This is a genomic window from Pedobacter sp. N23S346, assembly GCF_048515415.1.
GTDB lineage: Bacteria > Bacteroidota > Bacteroidia > Sphingobacteriales > Sphingobacteriaceae > Pedobacter.
Genome location: NZ_JBLYEE010000004.1, coordinates 69,245 through 86,997 on the forward strand (window position 1 = coordinate 69,245; position 17,753 = coordinate 86,997).

The 17,753-nt window shown below is 38.6% G+C and carries 14 protein-coding genes and 1 tRNA gene; 4 read left to right on the forward strand and 11 right to left on the reverse strand.

From position 1 onward, the window contains the following. Nucleotides 1-8: 8 nt before the first annotated feature. The 7 genes from ACN1CD_RS09225 to ACN1CD_RS09255 all read right to left on the reverse strand — a co-directional run bounded on the left by ACN1CD_RS09225 (nucleotide 9) and on the right by ACN1CD_RS09255 (nucleotide 8,625). Nucleotides 9-1,646, reverse strand: a complete 1,638-nt coding sequence (locus ACN1CD_RS09225; RefSeq protein ID WP_419130102.1) for a RagB/SusD family nutrient uptake outer membrane protein — start codon at nucleotides 1,644-1,646, stop codon at nucleotides 9-11. 15 nt (nucleotides 1,647-1,661) lie between these two features. Continuing rightward, nucleotides 1,662-4,679, reverse strand: coding sequence for a SusC/RagA family TonB-linked outer membrane protein (locus ACN1CD_RS09230; protein WP_419130103.1), 3,018 nt, complete (start codon nucleotides 4,677-4,679; stop codon nucleotides 1,662-1,664). Nucleotides 4,680-4,695: 16 nt separating this feature from the next. After that, entirely contained in the window at nucleotides 4,696-5,781 is a 1,086-nt protein-coding gene (locus ACN1CD_RS09235; protein ID WP_419130104.1) for a FecR family protein, read from the reverse strand. Nucleotides 5,782-6,061: 280 nt separating this feature from the next. Then, a complete protein-coding gene (locus tag ACN1CD_RS09240) occupies nucleotides 6,062-6,586 on the reverse strand; it encodes a sigma-70 family RNA polymerase sigma factor (RefSeq protein ID WP_419130105.1) in 525 nt (174 codons plus the stop codon). A gap of 315 nt (nucleotides 6,587-6,901) precedes the next feature. Continuing rightward, a tRNA-Ala gene (locus tag ACN1CD_RS09245) sits at nucleotides 6,902-6,975 on the reverse strand. 310 nt (nucleotides 6,976-7,285) lie between these two features. Further along, nucleotides 7,286-7,933, reverse strand: a complete 648-nt coding sequence (locus tag ACN1CD_RS09250) for a CatA-like O-acetyltransferase (RefSeq protein WP_419130106.1) — start codon at nucleotides 7,931-7,933, stop codon at nucleotides 7,286-7,288. Then, nucleotides 7,930-8,625 (reverse strand): HAD family hydrolase, encoded by a 696-nt coding sequence (locus ACN1CD_RS09255; protein ID WP_419130107.1) that lies wholly within the window; start codon nucleotides 8,623-8,625, stop codon nucleotides 7,930-7,932. Before ACN1CD_RS09255 ends, ACN1CD_RS09250 begins: the two co-directional genes overlap by 4 nt. A 149-nt stretch (nucleotides 8,626-8,774) precedes the next feature. On the opposite strand from ACN1CD_RS09255, the gene ACN1CD_RS09260 reads away from it, so the two are divergent. The 3 genes from ACN1CD_RS09260 (at nucleotide 8,775) to ACN1CD_RS09270 (ending at nucleotide 11,396) form a co-directional block, all read left to right on the forward strand. Then, nucleotides 8,775-9,299: a Crp/Fnr family transcriptional regulator gene (locus ACN1CD_RS09260; RefSeq protein ID WP_419130108.1), complete on the forward strand. Its 525-nt coding sequence runs from the start codon at nucleotides 8,775-8,777 to the stop codon at nucleotides 9,297-9,299. 322 nt (nucleotides 9,300-9,621) lie between these two features. Continuing rightward, nucleotides 9,622-10,236, forward strand: a complete 615-nt coding sequence (locus ACN1CD_RS09265; protein WP_419130109.1) for a hypothetical protein — start codon at nucleotides 9,622-9,624, stop codon at nucleotides 10,234-10,236. A gap of 533 nt (nucleotides 10,237-10,769) precedes the next feature. Further along, the gene (locus ACN1CD_RS09270) at nucleotides 10,770-11,396 is read left to right on the forward strand and encodes a carbonic anhydrase (RefSeq protein WP_419130110.1); all 627 of its coding nucleotides are present in this window, start codon (nucleotides 10,770-10,772) and stop codon (nucleotides 11,394-11,396) included. A gap of 319 nt (nucleotides 11,397-11,715) precedes the next feature. Here the strand turns inward: ACN1CD_RS09270 and ACN1CD_RS09275 are convergent, their stop codons facing one another. From ACN1CD_RS09275 to ACN1CD_RS09290, 4 genes are all read right to left on the reverse strand, one after another. Then, entirely contained in the window at nucleotides 11,716-12,480 is a 765-nt protein-coding gene (locus ACN1CD_RS09275) for an SDR family oxidoreductase (protein ID WP_419130111.1), read from the reverse strand. A gap of 89 nt (nucleotides 12,481-12,569) precedes the next feature. Continuing rightward, nucleotides 12,570-13,409 (reverse strand): 5-dehydro-4-deoxy-D-glucuronate isomerase, encoded by an 840-nt coding sequence (gene kduI, locus ACN1CD_RS09280; RefSeq protein ID WP_419130112.1) that lies wholly within the window; start codon nucleotides 13,407-13,409, stop codon nucleotides 12,570-12,572. A 979-nt stretch (nucleotides 13,410-14,388) separates the two neighbouring features. After that, nucleotides 14,389-15,135 carry a LytR/AlgR family response regulator transcription factor gene (locus tag ACN1CD_RS09285; RefSeq protein ID WP_419130113.1) on the reverse strand — a complete coding sequence of 249 codons (747 nt, stop codon included), beginning with the start codon at nucleotides 15,133-15,135 and terminating at the stop codon, nucleotides 14,389-14,391. Between the two features lie 11 nt (nucleotides 15,136-15,146). Then, entirely contained in the window at nucleotides 15,147-17,045 is a 1,899-nt protein-coding gene (locus ACN1CD_RS09290; RefSeq protein WP_419130114.1) for a histidine kinase, read from the reverse strand. Between the two features lie 410 nt (nucleotides 17,046-17,455). On the opposite strand from ACN1CD_RS09290, the gene ACN1CD_RS09295 reads away from it, so the two are divergent. Beyond that, the gene (locus ACN1CD_RS09295; protein ID WP_419130115.1) at nucleotides 17,456-17,731 is read left to right on the forward strand and encodes a TIGR04139 family peptide modification target; all 276 of its coding nucleotides are present in this window, start codon (nucleotides 17,456-17,458) and stop codon (nucleotides 17,729-17,731) included. Nucleotides 17,732-17,753: the final 22 nt, after the last annotated feature.

The window sequence follows — 17,753 nt, forward strand, 5'->3', positions numbered from 1 at the left end:
ATTTCTATTTAATAACCCATATTCTGTTTCCAATTGGTATTAAGGTTTAAAACAGTTGTTGGCACCGGAAAGATCCGCCTGAATTTTTGTGAAAAGCCAACTGCGTAAAGGTTGCGAAAACCCCAGTTATCTTCAAATTTACCGAAGCGGATCAGATCGTTTCTTCTCCAAGACTCATCTGCAAACTCACGTGCCCGCTCATCTAAAAGGTCATCAAGTGTGGGGATTGTGGTTAATACAGGTGCATTAACGTATCGCCTGATTTGGTTAATCAATGATACCGGCGTTTCGCCATTTGTTGCCGCAGCACCTCGAAGAAGAGCTTCTGCTTTCATTAACAATATATCGGCATATCTAAAAATAGGTACATCATTGCTTTGGTTACGGTTCTGTGCAGCAGTTACGTTAATATCCATGTAGAACTTAATTGATCGATAGCCCATAGAACGCCCCTTCTGATCGTTTCCAACATCCAGTGTAGCTGCACCATTTGGTCGAAGGTTAATGTCTCTGGTAATTTCCAGCTGCCAGTCAAATTTATTATCGGCATCGCTACCTGTATAATCCTGATCTATTCCCCTTTTCGATGTGTTGATGAGTAAAGGATTGGTAGTAGGGGCATAGTTTGCCCAATAATATTGTTTGCCACCAATATAAGATGCATTTCTATCATCTCCCGGAAGATTGAATTTATCCAGGTAGCTTGGCAGGCAACGAAAGGTGCCACCTACACTTTGTGGCAAATCGCCGAATTGTTTTTGTGCACTCCGGTGAATCCAGAAGCGGCTATAAGTCATGCCTTGCTGTCTGTCCCGGTCAAAAGGCATTGCGAAAATAAAATCCTTAACCTGCGGACCATTATCCGGACGGAATTTACTAAGGAACTTGTCGCTGAGGTTAAATTTTCCGGATTTGATGATCAGGTCGCACATCTCTGCTGCACGTTGCAGTTTATCATTGGTAAGGCCCGGCGTATAATTCGCAGGGTCAATGCTGTTGTAAACCGCCCAGTTCAGGTATACTTTGGCTAATAAAGCAGCAGCCATATACTGAGTAGCTTTTCCGTAAGTACCAGCATCTACATTGGTAGGGAGTTTATTGATCACGGTAAGTAATTCTGATTCAATAAATTTACATACTTCGGCGCGGGGTGAACGGTCTGGCTGCTGTTCTACCAGCTTAGTAATAATGGGTGCTGCACCAAAATTATCCATGAGGATAAAGTAATAATAGGCACGCATGGCACGTATGGGTGCCGCGTTCGTGCTTTCGTCATCGCCAAACAAAGCCAACACTTTATTGCATGAGGTAATCCCGGTCATGGCAGAATTCCATATGCCCGGTAACATGTTATTATCTGCACTCCAATTATGGAGGTGAAATTCCCGGTAAACACCGCCATCATACCAGTCTGTACCCATGGCCACACTTACGGCTTCATCAGATGAAAGGGTTTGTGCCATCCAGTGGTCGCGCCCCATGGCACCCCGATAGGCATTATATACATCTGCTGAAACGGCTTCTGCAGCTGCCGGTGAATTAGGAAAGGCGGTATACTGTGATTTAATGTCTACATCGAGTTTTGAACAGCCCATAGTTGAGGTGGCTAAAACGAGTATAATAAGTGATTTAATATAGGTTTTCATTGTTGTTTCTCCTTGTTATAGATTAAAATTAAGGCCCAGCATAAAGGTGCGTGTTCTCGGATAGGTTTGGCGGTTATCCAGGCCTGGGGTAATGCCGCCGAGGTAAACTTCAGGGTCAAGGCCTTTATATCCGGTTAAAACAAAGGCATTGTTCACCGTGGCAAACAGGCGGAGATTATTAAGACTGTTACCGATCTTTTTGAAATTATAACCTAGTGATATTGTCGACAGACGCAGGTAGTCGCCTTTTTCCAGATACCGGTCTGAGAGGTAATGTGCATTGATATCGGTAACCTTTTCTGTTTCCAGCACGCTAACCAATAAGTTCTTGTTTCCGGCATTACCCACCACATTAGAATAGCGTGCCCGGGAAGCATTCATGATCTTATTCCCAAATACTCCCTGGAACAATACTGCAAGGCTTAAATTTTTATAGGTGAAGTTGTTGTTCCATCCTAAAGTATATTTAGGCTGCGCACTGCCCGTAGCAGCACGATCTTTATCCAACGGTGTTGTAGTGGTTTCGCCGGTACGTTCGCCAGTAACTTTATCGTGCACATAAAAGGTAGATATTCCTTTATCATTGTAACCAGCCCATTCCCATGTATAGAATTGGCCAATAGGCGAACCTTCAATTAATCTTTGCTGTTTAGCATTTGATTGTCCTGCACCGTCTAAATCAGCCAGGTCGATATAGTTTACCGTAAATTCACTGTTGGAAATTTTTACTACCTTATTTGTATTGTGCGAAAGCACGATACCCGTGTTCCAGGCGAAATCTTTTCCCTTTACAGGTGCGCCATTTAAGCTGAGCTCAAAACCCTTGTTATTAATTTCGCCAACATTGGTGGTTAACAAGTTATACAAATATCGGGTTGTAGAAACCGGATAATCATAAATAAGGTCGGAGGTATTTTTATTATAATATTCTACCGAGCCACTCAGGCGGTTCCTGAATACGGCAAAATCTAAACCTACATTAAACATTCCGGTGCGTTCCCAGCGCAGATCGGGATTGGCATTTCTAATGGCGCCCAGGGTGCGTAACTGATTTCCGGCAGCATTGGTAAACCAGCCTGTAGCGCCATACACCTGAGTTGCGGTGAATACATCAAAACCCATTGAATTGCCACTAACGCCGTATCCAGCACGAAGTTTCAGGTCATCAAACACCTGGCTCGACTTTAAGAAAGGTTCTTCTGAGATACGCCATGCGGCCGAAACAGAAGGGAAAGTACCCCAGCTGTTGTTGCTGCCAAAGGCAGAAGAGCCATCTCGGCGCAAAGTAGCCTGAAGGAGATATTTTCCATCCAGTGCGTAGTTGATTCTCGAATAAAGTGAAATCATCCGGAGGGTAGAAAGGTTATAACCTCCCAGAGCATTCACATCAACATTATTGGCCAACCCTGCATTATAGTAAAGCAGGTCATCGCTATAGTAGTTGTAGGTAGACAGTTGAAAACCATCGTTATTATTGTTTTCTTCCCATGAGTACCCTACCAGGGCTGTAATTTTATGCCGCCCAAAGATTTTTTCATAGCTAAAATTGGTTTCTATCACTACTCTTTCATCTTCTACAGCGGATCTGTTGGCCCTTCCGTTCATGCCGGTTGCCAACATAGACTTCGAAGAGTTATAGATAGATTGGTTAAACTGTTTGTTTTGCAGAGACAGATCGAGGTTATATTTAAATCCCGGGAGAATCAGGTAACTACCCCTGGCATGCGCCTGGAGCAATTTGGTGTTATTAAAAATGGTATTTTCCTCGATAAGTGAAACCGGATTTGCATATTGCGAACGCTGGGGATATTCGAACCAGGAACCATCATTGTTCTTAACCGGAGATATAGGCAAATAGTAAGCCATGGCATCGTAAACGCTGAGTCCTTGTCCCTGCGATGGAACATCATTTTGTTTGGTTATGCTGGCGTTCAGATTGAAGGAAAGCTCCAGGCGGTCTTTTAATGCTTTTGTTTCCAGCCAGGTACGACCAATCAACCGACTCATATCGGTACCTTTGATTACCCCGTTATTTTTGAAGTAATTTACACTGGCATTGAACTTTGTTTTCTCGCTGCCGCCGATAACGGAAAGATTGTGGCTATGGGAAACACCGGTACGCAACACTTTTTTTTGCCAGTCGGTATTGGCACCACGATCATCATATGGGTCTAAAGAAAAGCCATTGTTCAATACAAAATTTTTATACTGGCTGGCATCCATGAGGTCCCAGCGTTTGGCTACCTTATCGATGGATGCGTAACCGTTGTAGCTCACCGTGGTTTGATTGGTCTTCCCTTTTTTAGTGGTGACAATAATTACTCCATTAGCTGCTTTAGAACCGTATATAGCAGTTGCAGATGCATCGCGGAGTACATCAATGCTTGCAATATCTTCCGGGGAAATAAGTGATAGTGAAACGCCTGGCACACCATCAATTACGTAATATGGCTCCATAGCATTTCCCGATCTGAGCGTGGATGCACCACGAAGCGTTACGGATGGGGTGGCATTGGGGTTGTTGTTCGTTGAAATCACCAATCCTGGTACCTTTCCTTGTAATAGCTGCGCAGGAGAATTAAATACACCTGGATTAAAATCTTCAGCCTTGATGGTAGTGATGGAACTGGTTACATCTTTTCTGGCGATTCTGCCATAGCCGATAACCACCTCCTGAAGTGCCGTGGCAATACCTTTTAATTTTACGCTAATGGCAAGCGGTTTGCCCTTGGCGATGGTATATCCGGAAAGGGTATCGGCTTGAAAACCCACATAGGTAAAGATAAATTGATAAGGACCACCCTCGGGCAGCGTATTAAAGCTGAAAAGCCCTTTATCTGATGAGCTGGTGGAAAAGCTTTTTCCATTGCCAGTATGCACCGCCTTGATGCCTACACCTGGGAGAAACATTCCGTTCTCATCCTGTGTGGCACCTTTAACTTGTTCCTGCTGTGCCTTAACCTGTAACATGCCCAGGCATAGAAACAGGAAGCACCACATGGTCTTTTTGATTTGAAGTGTGTGTTTAAACATTATTTGTTATGGTTTATTATTTTTTAATAGCGGGTGTTTGAGATTGGGTATAGAGGGTATAGGAGCCATCCGGTTCAGTCACATAACGTAAATCGTTAATGAGACAAATCACCGCTAATGCGTCATTGAGTTTATCATGCTCAATATTGATACTGCCCGTGTACTGGATATCGGCAATGGAACTACTACCTATTCTGATTTTGATGTGATAAGCTTCCTGCAAAGCGCTGAACACTTCTGTTAGCGGTCTGTTAGTCATATTCAATAGATTCATTTTTGCAGGCCCGGCAGGTTTAGACAGCGGGATGATGATTGATTTTGATCTTTCGATTGTATTATATCTGCTGTCAAAGCAAAAGCTTTCGCCCGTTCCGCTCAGGTATGCCTTTTTAAAACCTGGTGTAGGCAAGGTAGAAGCAATTACGATTCTTCCACTATGCAATTTGATAGCTGTTTTGTGTGCATGGGTACGTGTATCGATGGTAAAGGAAGTACCCAAAGCAGTTGTTTTCGTACTTGCGGCATAAACACTGAATGGTCTTGAAGCATCTTTCTGAACGGAGAATGTCGCTTTTCCATTCAGGTAGATTTCACGGGCCTGCCTTGAGAAATTTTTAGGGTAGCGAATGTGACTATGGGCAAAAAGGGCAACGGTAGAATGATCAGGCAGCTGCACCGTTTTAACTTGTTTGAAATTATTTTCAATAGTTAACCAGAGAGGATCGCGGGTAATGGTTTTGTGATGGGTTGGCTGAATCTGGCTGATATTATTTTTCGATTCAGGTGCTTGCCAGAAGCCGAAAAAGAAAATAAAAATAAGGGAGGCCGCCACTGTGCCGCTATAGCACCATAACTTAATATTGCGTTGCCTTTCGAGTTTCCTACAGGCTTTATCCAGTTCCTGCTCCTGGATTTTGGTTTGGAGGTAATTCAGCATTTGCGCAGAAGGAACATCAGTTTTGCCAGGATTGGCCTCAAACTGTTGCCATCCACGATCGCTGAAAAGTTTGTTGATGATAGCAGGTGTTTGCCAGATCTTCTGACGGATGGTGGTTTTGTCTTCAGATTCCTGGCTGGCCTGCTTATTTTTATCGAACTTCATAACCAGATTACGTGGCTCGGCGTGTTATCCCTAGCTGCTTAACAATTATTTAATACGGGAAAGGATAAGAAAGCTGATGACTGGTGAAATTTTTCACTCCCCTAAGCTTAGGAAAACTGTATTGGCGGCATCTTTGGATAGCCAAAGGTTTCTTAAAACCCTATCTATAATCGCTTGAACGCGAATGAATATTATTTATTTCTGTAAAGAACAGGAGGCTTGTGCCTGGGCTGGCGTTGGAGGAACTTTCAGTCTAAAAAAATAGCTGTGATGCCATAAACTAAAACATAATCGAATAAAGATGTTGCTTGAGTTGGAGCAGTGCCTTGCCAATATGTTGCTCTACTGCTTTTGGAGAAATGGAAAACATTTCAGCAATTTCCTTATGCGACAAGCCATTTTTACGACTCAGCTCAAAAATGATGCGTCTCATCTTTGGCATATTCTGAATGTCTTCTTCAATGAGCCGCAAAAGTTCCTTGTTCTCAATGGCATCTATGAGGCTATCGGTAAAAGGGGTGTGGGCAGATTGACCTTCATATTTGAAACGAACCGATTCCTTGCGGAGTAAATCAATCATGACTTGCCTGGCCATACCGAAAAGCTGTAGGTCGACAGCTAACTGATCATCTAACACCTCACGCTTGTTCCATAACTTGATAAAGGTGAGTTGGGTTACCTCCTGCGCAATGTAGCTGGATTGGGAGCGCTGGAGTACATATCCATAGATTTGCTGATGATATTGATTATAAATCATATCAAATGCATTGCTATAGTTTTCTTTAAGTGCTTTTACCAGTTGCATACTGCGGGCAAAATTAAGTTTTAGCACCCCGGTTAACCGTAACGGGTATGTTATGATTTTGTAATGATTAGGTAAATAGATATCCTGAACTTTTATCTACTTCTGATTTTATAGTTTAGTCTTTCATGGTAATGATCTTAAGCACGCACCAATAAGGTATTTAATGTCATGTAATTTGTTTAAGTAAAAAACAAGGTGTAGTAACTTAGTAATTTCCTTTAAGAAAAAAGGGTTATTTTATTCTATACATTAATACAACCGTTTCAAAACGCAAAAAAGCCCTTAAAAGTTAATTTAAGGGCTTAATATTAAGGGTGGAGAATATCGGATTCGAACCGATCACCTCTTCACTGCCAGCGAAGCGCTCTAGCCAAATGAGCTAATCCCCCTTGTGCAGCAAAAATAGTAATTAGTTTAGCTAAAGCAAATGATAATTAATTAATATTTTTATCTACCTCTTAACCCTCAAATTTAATTGCAAAAACCGCCATAATGGAGATAACACTCAATGCCGATGGGAATGGGTGATTGATAAAAAGAAAAAGAATAAAAAAAACAACCGTTAATAGCACCAAAAACATGAACGCCTTAAAAAAAGTGTCCATTTGAAACACGGCTATTATTGCTAAAAAGCAAATACATATGGCAACGGCGAGGAGAAACATTAGCCTAATTTATAAGCTTAATGTTAACCCTTCATTATGTTGAAATTAAGTCGCTGGTTTTCTGATTTAAAAGGTCCTGATATACAGAAACAAATTGTGAAACATGGAAGCCATCCATCAGGGCGTGGTTAACATGAATCGAAACTGGCATTATTTTCTGCCCGGCTTCATCGCGCACCTGGCCAAAGGATAATTTCGGGCAGCTATCTTTAAAAGAGAAACTACGTGCATGTGAAATAGATTTGAAATTAAGCCAGGGTAAAGCAGAACAGTGGATCACGTTTTCACCACCAGATGATGGAATCAAACCTGTACTCTGCTCCACTTTATTAATTTCTTCCATTGCCCCAGCTTTAAAAGATTCAAATTCCGGGTAGAAGTCTATATATCCAAAACCAAAAGTTCCGTTAGGACGGTTGATGGTTGCAGAGGCATGAACTTGTTCGTATTTCCAAACTTCACCATCAATAATGCGATAACGAAACGGCTCTACGCTATTGGCGGCCAATAAAGATTTATGTAAATAAAGCAAAAAGAATGAAACTTCTCTTTCTTTTGCTTCCAGATACGTTGCCGTACAATCTACATCTACTGTCACTCCGAAAAATGGCTCATCGAATGTGTTAAAAAACTCGAAATGGTCTTTTCTGATCCAGCTATTAAGATCTAATTTTTCTTTCATATCATTAATTTTAGTAAAACTTCAGATAGATTTTCCATCTGATAAAAATTTGGATGTTCTATTGTATGGTCGATATGCTCATGCACCCAGGTGGTATGGAAAGGAATGTGAACGGCATTTCCGCCGATGGCTAAAACTGGCAAAACATCAGATTTTAAAGAATTACCTAACATCAAAAATTCTTCAGGTTTACAATCCAGGTGTTTAATTAATTTTTGATAGTCTTTCTCCTGCTTATCGCTCATAATCTCGATATGATGAAAATAATGATCAAGACCAGACTTCGTTAGCTTCCTTTGCTGATCGAGCAAATCACCTTTGGTGGCCACAACCAACCTGAACTTCCCATGCAAAGCTTTCAAAACATCCTCTACGCCATCGAGCAATTCTACAGGTTTATCTAACATTTCCTGTCCTAAATCTATCACCTTCTGAATAATAGCAGGATCTACTTTTCCTTCCGTAATCCGAAGAACAGCCTCGATCATGCTCAACATAAAACCCTTAATTCCGTAACCATACAGGGGTAAATTCGCAATTTCTGTTTTATACAATTCGACAACAGTACTGTGCCTGGGCAAGAAATTTTCTAAAAGCGCGGCGAAATGCTCTTCTGCTTCACGAAAGTAAGGTTCATTTACCCAGAGGGTATCATCGGCATCAAATGCAATTACAGTAATTTGGTTATTCATTTTATGCTTAATTTTAGTGCGACAAAAGTAAAATAACCAAACCACTCCATAAAGGACATTTGTCCATCATACAAAATATGCTCCGAACGAACCTCCAATTTCTGTCCTTCATTGAAAGCTTTTGTCGTGAAAATGTTGATTCAAAGATCTTGCTTAAAACCTTCAAACCCGGAAACCGATTTGTTTGCCAGGGAGAAACCATCACTAATATTTATATGATTAAAGATGGCATTACAAAATGTTTCATATCGGAAGAAAACGGCAAAGATTTCATTATAGAATTTTTAGGCAAGGGAGAGGTAATTGGCGAATTAGAAGCGCTAAAAAAAATAGAGTGCCTCTGTAATGTAGAAGCAATAAGTGAAGTAACCGTTTATGCCATTCCGGATTATGTGTTTTCTGAGCTGATTGCTAAAAATCCTAACTTCACCAAATTCCTCTTACAGGAATTATCTACCCGAATTATTCATACAAGCACCCGGGCATCTTTTCAACAATTGTATACGCTCGAATATGGCTTATCAAAACTATTAACGCTTCAGGCTGAAGAGCAAATTATCCTCTCAAAAGAAGACATGGCTGCTTATTTAGGCATCTCCGTTAGGAGTTTTAACAGAACATTGAAATCACTTATGGATAAAAAAATGTTATTTGCAGACCACAACAGCAAGTAAATACCTTAGATTATCGATTATTTAAAAAAATAAACAGTTGATAATCTTGTATTTAAAAAAAAATAATTCAACCCTGTAACGTTTTAAGTAAAACATTCGTTTACCAGTTAAAAAACAATAATATAAAGAATATATTTGTAGGTCTATAAATTATCACGTTAGCATGTTGCAATACAATAAATAAATTTTATTCTAACCACATCTTAATTAAATAAACTAGTGAGAAGCTTGTTTAGGCCAGTTTCAACTAACCCAATTCTTCTTATTACTTAACAGATAAGCTGTGAGTTAAAAGCAGACTATCTTTATTAATATTAAAAATATGAGTGCTCATATAAACATATACACCAATTCCCTAACAAATGATTTGATTCCAGAAATCGTTGAACGCTTAAATCAGCATGAAAAAGTGTTAAGCCTGGAACAATCATTTACTTTTAAAAATCCAAGAAGCATCTTGTCTCTGGCATTCAGGTGGACTAAACCTAGTATTGAAATTTTAAATACCAGCGTATTAAAGGTACAGTTCAGTACCTCTTTCAAACCTTTTGAACTTGCTGAATTTAAAAAGAAGAATGTTCGCCAGAAAGTGGTGAAGCAAAGTTTCATCGATAAACTATTGCGTAAAAAGAAAAAGAAGGTTTACAAACCGATCAAAATTAGCAGTGAAATAGAAGGTCAACTTAAAGGCTTTAAAAAAGTATTCTCCATCAAATATTACCCCGGAAACTTGTTCGAACACCACTTGGCAACATTGCTGGGAAGTATCGTTACAGAAATGGGAAAAGGCATTTGTCATTTTACAAATGAAGACGTTTGGTATACGGATAAAAATGCAGTTGCAGAGTGTATGGCTAATCTTTATTCGTTAGAAGATCTTTCGAAAGTTGCAGATGAAAAAACCATTCCTGCCTCCCGCGTTAAGGTTCATATTTAAATTAGAGCCCCTGATTCTAAAACACTCTCTTCAGTAGTAGATCGGCATTATTAATTATTGCTTTCTATTGCCGGTTATATGGTATTTACTGCCGTATGGTTTAAAATCAATGTACCTGCTACATTGATTTATATTAAAACTCTCCTTGCCATGTTGTATCTACAGGCGCTACGTTTAGGCTATAAACTTGATTAGCAAGTTAAACAGCCGCCAAACTTTTGAAGTAGAAATTTGTTAAATAGGCGTTACAATAGACCTATTGTATTTACCGTTAATAGAAGTATTAAATAAAATAGATCTATCGAAATTTAATTCTTTGATTTATTTTCTTTAGCCAGGATCGCATTGGCCAAATAACATTCGCAAAGGATTATACAACATAAAAATAGCCCATTGAGAAAAGGATTATTTTGAGTTGAAAGAATCGATCTATGAAAATTTCCGAAAAAGATTCTTTTTTTTATTTTTGATAAATTACAAAAGAATCCTGGGTACATCTTACTAATATATTACCTTAAATTAAAAAGAAAAACATGAATGTAGAAGACGTTTTTAAAAATAATGAAGAATGGATTGGCAGAAAATTAGCCAACAATCCTGATTACTTTACTGAGTTAGCAAAGGGACAAACGCCTGAATTTTTATACATTGGTTGTTCTGACAGTAGGGTAACTGCAGAAGATTTAATGGGGATCCAACCCGGACAAGCATTTATTCACAGAAATATTGCCAACCTGGTAAACAATGTAGATTTAAGTGTAATGACGGTATTAAACTATGCGGTTCGCCATTTAAAAGTAAAGCACATTATCGTTTGTGGTCATTACAATTGTGGAGGCGTTAAGGCTGCTATGCAACCGGCAGATATGGGTATTTTAAATCCATGGCTAAGAAATATCCGTGATGTTTATCGCACACACAAAGATGAGTTAAACGCAATTGAGGATGAAGGCATCCGTTACAACAGGTTAGTAGAATTGAATGTTCAGGAGCAGTGTGTAAACTTATTAAAAACAGCGGCCGTACAGGAAGCCATTACTTTAAGAGGTTTAACCGTACAAGGCTGGGTTTTTGATATTCATACTGGCCGATTAATTGATTTAAAAATCGATTTCGAAGCTATTTTGAAAGACATTAAAGAGATTTATAATCTTTTTTAGTTTGTTTAAAGACAGAGGTCCGAAGACGGTTGTTTACGAAATAAAATTTAAACTGGTTGGTGAGCCACCAACCAATGGGTTAGGTTAAAGTATCTCTAGCTATCGCTATATACTATACCAAACAATCTTTAAGATATCAGATTAACGAGATAAAACTTAATATCCTGATATACCTTAAATGTTAATAAAAAAAAGACCGATGTACGGACCTGGAGCTTAACACCCCAACCCCTACATCGGTCTTTCAGCATCATGACTTTAGACTCCCAACTGGAGACTTTGGACTCAAGACTCCAAACTCACGACTCCAAACTCAACCCTACCTTCCCATCCAACCGCCATCTACGGTTAAGATCGTTCCGTGAACATAATCACTTGCATTTGAAGCGAGAAACAATGTTGGCCCTTTAAAATCTTCTGGTGTTCCCCATCTACCTGCCGGAATACGGGATAATATGGATGTACTTCTATCCTGATCTTCTCTTAATGCAGATGTATTGTCTGTAGCAATATATCCGGGAGCAATAGCATTTACATTAACTCCTTTTGATGCCCATTCATTTGCAAATGCCTTAGTAAGTGAAGCAATTGCACCTTTACTCGCTGCATAACCCGGAACGGTAATTCCGCCTTGAAATGACAATAAAGACGCCGTAAAAATAACTTTCCCGCTTCCTCTGGCAATCATATCCCGACCAATCTCTCTGGTTAAAATAAAAGGAGCATTTTGGTTTACTGCAATCACTTCATCCCACATCTCATCCGGATGCTCGGCAATGGGTTTACGTAGAATAGTTCCGGCGTTATTCACCAGGATATCAATCACCGGGTGATCAGTTTTTACTTTTGCAGCAAAAGATAACGTCGCCTCCCGCTGACTAAAATCACACTGATAGGCATAAAACTTCCTTCCTAGTGCTAAAACTTCCTTTTCAATTGCACTATCCTGAAGCTCCAGACTGGCAGAAACTCCGATAATATCTGCACCAGCCTCCGCTAAAGCCAAAGCCATAGCTTTGCCAATGCCTCTTTTGCAGCCTGTTACTAACGCAGTTTTACCTGCTAAATCAAATATGTTTGACATTTTAATTCTTTAATTTCTTTGTTATTGAATAATTAAATCCTTCCACAGAGGCGGAAGAAATAATCGTTACTACAATGATATTTCTTTAATTATTTCAAATCGTTAATTGCACAATGATCCATATCGCCATAATCCAGGTTCTCTCCTGCCATACCCCAAATAAAAGTATAATTACTGGTTCCTGCTCCTGAATGGATTGACCAGTTTGGAGAAATTACGGCTTGATCATTTTGCATCCAGATGTGACGGGTTTCTTGTGGCTGGCCCATAAAATGGCAAACACTTTGGTTTTGTGGAACTTCAAAATAAAAATAAGCTTCCATTCTCCTATCATGCGTATGCGCAGGCATGGTATTCCAGACACTTCCAGATTTTAATTCTGTCATTCCCATCTGCAACTGGCAGGTAGGCAAAACGCTGTTTACTAAAAGTTTATTAATAATACGATGGTTCGCCGTTTCCGGTGTGCCGAGCTCTACAATTTCTGCTTCAGCTTTACTTACTTTTCTGGTTGGGTAGGTATGGTGTGCGGGTGCAGAATTGATGTATAATTTTGTGGGTGCAGCAGCATCTGCCGATTCAAATGAAACCACTTTTGTTCCTTTTCCAATGTATAAGGCTTCTTTATAATCCAGTTCGAATTGCTCTCCATCAGCTGTGACAATTGCCTTTCCGCCTACATTGATCATTCCCAATTCTCTACGCTCTAAAAAGTAACTCGCTTTTAAATCATCAGGATTTGGTAAATCCAGTTTCTGATGAACAGGCATTGCGCCGCCCACAATATATCTATCAAAATGTGATAGGGTTAAATTAACTTGGTCGGGCTCAAAAACGTTTTCAATTAAAAAATTTTCACGCAATGTTGCAGTGTCCATTTGTTTAACTTCTTTTGGGCTTTGGGCGTAACGGCTTTCGAATTTATTCATGGGTTAAAGTTTGAGATGTGTTAAAGCTGAATTATCAACTCTTATTCACAAATATATTTAACCCATCGTTATTAAAGGAATTAATACACAATTTTGTAGTCTTTTTTGATAAAACAGGAATAAACTACTACGATGGATTAACTACATTCGATAGTTATTTACTGCCTATTACACAAGGTCTGTAACGACTACTACCATTGACGTTATTTTCAATTAATTGATAATGAATCTTTTTACTATTTGTGTTTTCGCCTGGCTAAGCCTAAGTATTGCATCTTCGTTCCGCTCAAATCGGCCTAACAAATTTTTGGGGATAGCTTATTTAAGCCTAACCACAACTTTAAAACAAAAATTTTAAGCCGACATTTATTAATGTGTTATTTATTGTTTTTTTTCTGTATTAATGAGCTCGCAGAAATGCTCGGTTTTGTTTCTTTTGATGCCCCAAAAAAAAAGCCTGTCTGGCCAAGACAAATAAATGAACCCCGCCTTGCGGGCACCTCCAGATAAATCGGCAGGAATTGCATATCGCAGAACCTATATCCTGCACAAACGTCATTTATATTGATTTTTATAAAATAAATTAACCCTCTGAAAGACTATTTTGTGGACGATTAATTTATAAGATTTTTTGCCCGCTCTTTGCCGCGGAGGCATGGTAATTTTTCACAGTTAATATTGTTTTTAGCGGTGTTCAAGAATGCTGCGCATTTTGGAGCGCCAATTACCCAAAGCGCTTTGTCAATCTAGCTAGGGGCTTTTCACACCACCTCACACACATCAAAAAAACAGCGGCAATCGTTTTGTGCTCAAAATTCTTTTAGGCTTCGAACCATCATTTATGAACACAAAACCACTGCGTTTAAGGTTTGTTAGTGCAATATTATACTATTGTACAACTGTTTTTTGATTTCTCCGCCCCTTGGGATTGACGGCGCTCTTTGATTTATTTATTTAGCACCACTAATTTAATTCCTATTTAAGCGATATTCTCCAGATACCGCAACACCTCTTCTTTTTTCCTGCTGGAAACCAGTATATTTTCTTTATTCTCCATTTGCAGATAACCCTCACGATAGTATTTCTTCACATATTTGAAATTGACCAAATACGACTGATGACACCTCAAAAAACCAAAAGGCGTAAGCAGACTTTCATATTCTTTCAGCCCTTTTGATACCACAATTTCCCGCCCATTGTTCAAATAAAAACTGGTATAACCTTTATCACTTTTGCAAAACATGATATCCTCTATATTAACCACCTCAATATATTCTACACTTTTCAAAGCGATACGTTTGGTAGCAGCAACTCCTTGCGACAAATAGTGTTCCTTTGCAATAGCAAGTTGCTGTTCTCCAAAGGCTTCATGCTTTCGGTGATGAAAGCACTTGTTAAGTGTGTTAATCAGCAATACGTCGTCTATTGGTTTTAGTAAATATCCAAATGCACCTAAATTAAGTGCCTGAATAGCATATTGATCATAGGCCGTAAGAAAAACAACCTGAAAATCGGCAACACCAATTTCATCAAATAAGTGGAAACTATCGCCATCTTTTAATCGGATATCAGCCAGAATAATATCGGGCTTTAATACTGGTATCTCTTTCTTGGCGATGGTAATTTCTCCTGCAAAACCTACTACTTCCAGATAGTCGATTTTTTTTACAATTTGTAAAATGTGCTGCAAAATTCGTGCTTCGTCTTCCAGAATATAAATTTTCATTATGATCTTATTTAGTTAGTAATAGTTGGGATGATGATTTCAACGATCACGCCTTTTGCGTCTGATCCTTTTTTATCTTCCACTTTAAAGTGTGCTTGTTGCCCTTTTGAGGTAAAAAGTAAATCGAACCTTTCCTTTAATATAATTTGCGCCAACGACTGCTTTTTTTGCTTATCGGCTGCTTTTGTAGTTAAACCACTGCCATTATCTTCTATCTCGATACTTAACAAATCATTTTTAACCTTGAAGGATATGTTTAACACGCCTTTATGCGAAATGTTCCTGAAACCATGCTCGATGGCATTTTCTACAAAAGGTTGAATCAGCATTGGCGGGATGAAAGTTTCATTCACATCCAGCTGATTATCAATGGTAATTTTATAATCGAAAGCACCGGCATAACGCATTTGCTGCAAATGAATGTAATTGTTTAAAGAGGTAATTTCTTCATCAATTTCGATAAAATCTTTCCTGTTTTGCTCCAGGATGCCCCGCAGCAAACCAGAAAACGACTTTAGGTAACGAATCGATTCATCTATATGTCCAGAAGCTACCAAACCTTGCAAATTGGCTATGGCATTAAAGATAAAGTGAGGATTTAACTGTGCCTGTAAGAGCTTTTGTTCTATATTTAACCGCTGGTTTTCAGACCTTAACAACTTATTTCTCTCTCTCAGTCGTTGTTGGCGATAGATCACGAAGAAGAAAGAAACTACACCAAAAAAGACCAGGAGAATTAAAAAAAGTGTCCACCGTTGTTGTTTGATAATGGTTTCATTTAGCTTATTACTGCTTTTTAATTGTATTATATTCTGATCTTTTTCAACTTTATATTTTTCATACATTTCGGCAACCTTAACCGCCTCAATGGCTTTATTATTTCTAAGTTCAATAACATATGCGGAATCTGCTGCCTGAAGCGCACGGGCGAAATCTCCTTTCATCTTATAGGCCTCAATCAACCCATTGTAATGAACCGGTTTTTGCTTTCCCGATGGATCACGTTTTTCGAACTCAATCCCGGCTTTATAATAATGAATAGCCGAATCAGGTTGGTGGTTTCGAATAAAAGTGGTAGCCAGATTATTAAAGGCAATATCGTTTAGGTCATCGGTTTTTTTAAGGTAATTAAAATATATTTTACTACAAACCAGTGCTTTATCGGGCTGCCCCTGCTGACTGTAAATTTGTGCTTCGTTATCATAAGTACGGGCCAGCGCCAAACTATCGCCATTTTTTTGCGCCAAAATCCGGGCCTGCGAATTGTAATAGGTCATTTTTTCAACATCCATTAACCGATAAGCCAATAAGAAAGAAATATCAAAATAACGCTGTTTAATTACTGGATGAGCTTTAAAAGGATGGTTTTCAAAATATAAAGCTGCATATTCCAAAGATTTTTTTTCATTATCGTTTTGAAAATAAGCTTGTGCCAATAAATCATAAAACCGATAGGTTAAGCGACTATTTACTTGTTCAGCTTTTTTTAAAGCAGCAAATATCTGGCTGGTTAAGGCAGATTCAACCATCGACCCGTTAACCATGTTTTGACCGAGTATTTCATAGGTTTTTAAAAGTTCTACCTCACTGCCTGGCATTATAACTTTCATTTTCTGATACTCCAGCAAAGCGCTGTCTATTTTCTTATCCAAGGTATATTTTCTTGCCTTAAAATAGTGATAGTAGGGGTTAGCTTCTTTGTTGGAAGAAATACTCAATAAGCTATCTTCCCTGAAAATGACATTTTTAACTTTTACTGATCGCAGGGTATCTAAAGATATGATGACTGATAAATAATCTTTTTGAATTCCTGGTGTCTTCGCTTTTGTATTTTTCTCTTTATTTCTGCAGGCGGAAACAAAAAGGAAACTCAAAATAGTGTAAATGATAAATACGGTTTTAAAATTCATTTTCAGTAATCGGGATTGGCTTAATGAAATCTATAAATATTTTTAAATATATAAATAGATTTTTTTGAGAAAAACCTCTGGTTAATATTTGAAGACTTCTTACCCAGAATTGTACGAATTGAATCAATTTTCGTAACCAACTAAATTCCTGATTCAGCTTTAAGCACTTTTTTTCAAAGTTTAGCGCTTTTATATAAAATATTAACGAATGTAGGCTCAACTAGCTCACATATTAATTACCTCTTGTATCGATGTCTTTTTGTAGGGAAGTTTAAATATGATTAAAGCAATAACGCGTACTTGCTTGTCTCATCGCAAATGCAAATAAGCAATTATCATTTATGCTTTTGTAGACGTACAAAAAATATAGATATAAAAGCTGATTAGCAAAACCCAAACGTCAGGGTAAGATGGCGAGTTTACCTAATCAATTAAACTTTAACAAAATGAAAAATTTAAAAGGAACGAAGAAAGATTTCTCTTTACTTGAGAACCAAAAACTTACCGATTTATCGTCAATCAATGGAGGAAGGGCGTTGGGAGGCTATACCGACATTCAATCTAATGTCTTCGTAGGAGAGGGCTGTATAGAATATGACCACTATTCGGGCGAAAATGGTACGGGTCAATATCTTTACAGGGAGATCCGTCGTCTTGCACCTGGAGAACCCATTCATAATTACTAGAATCGGTGTAAATGTAATTTCG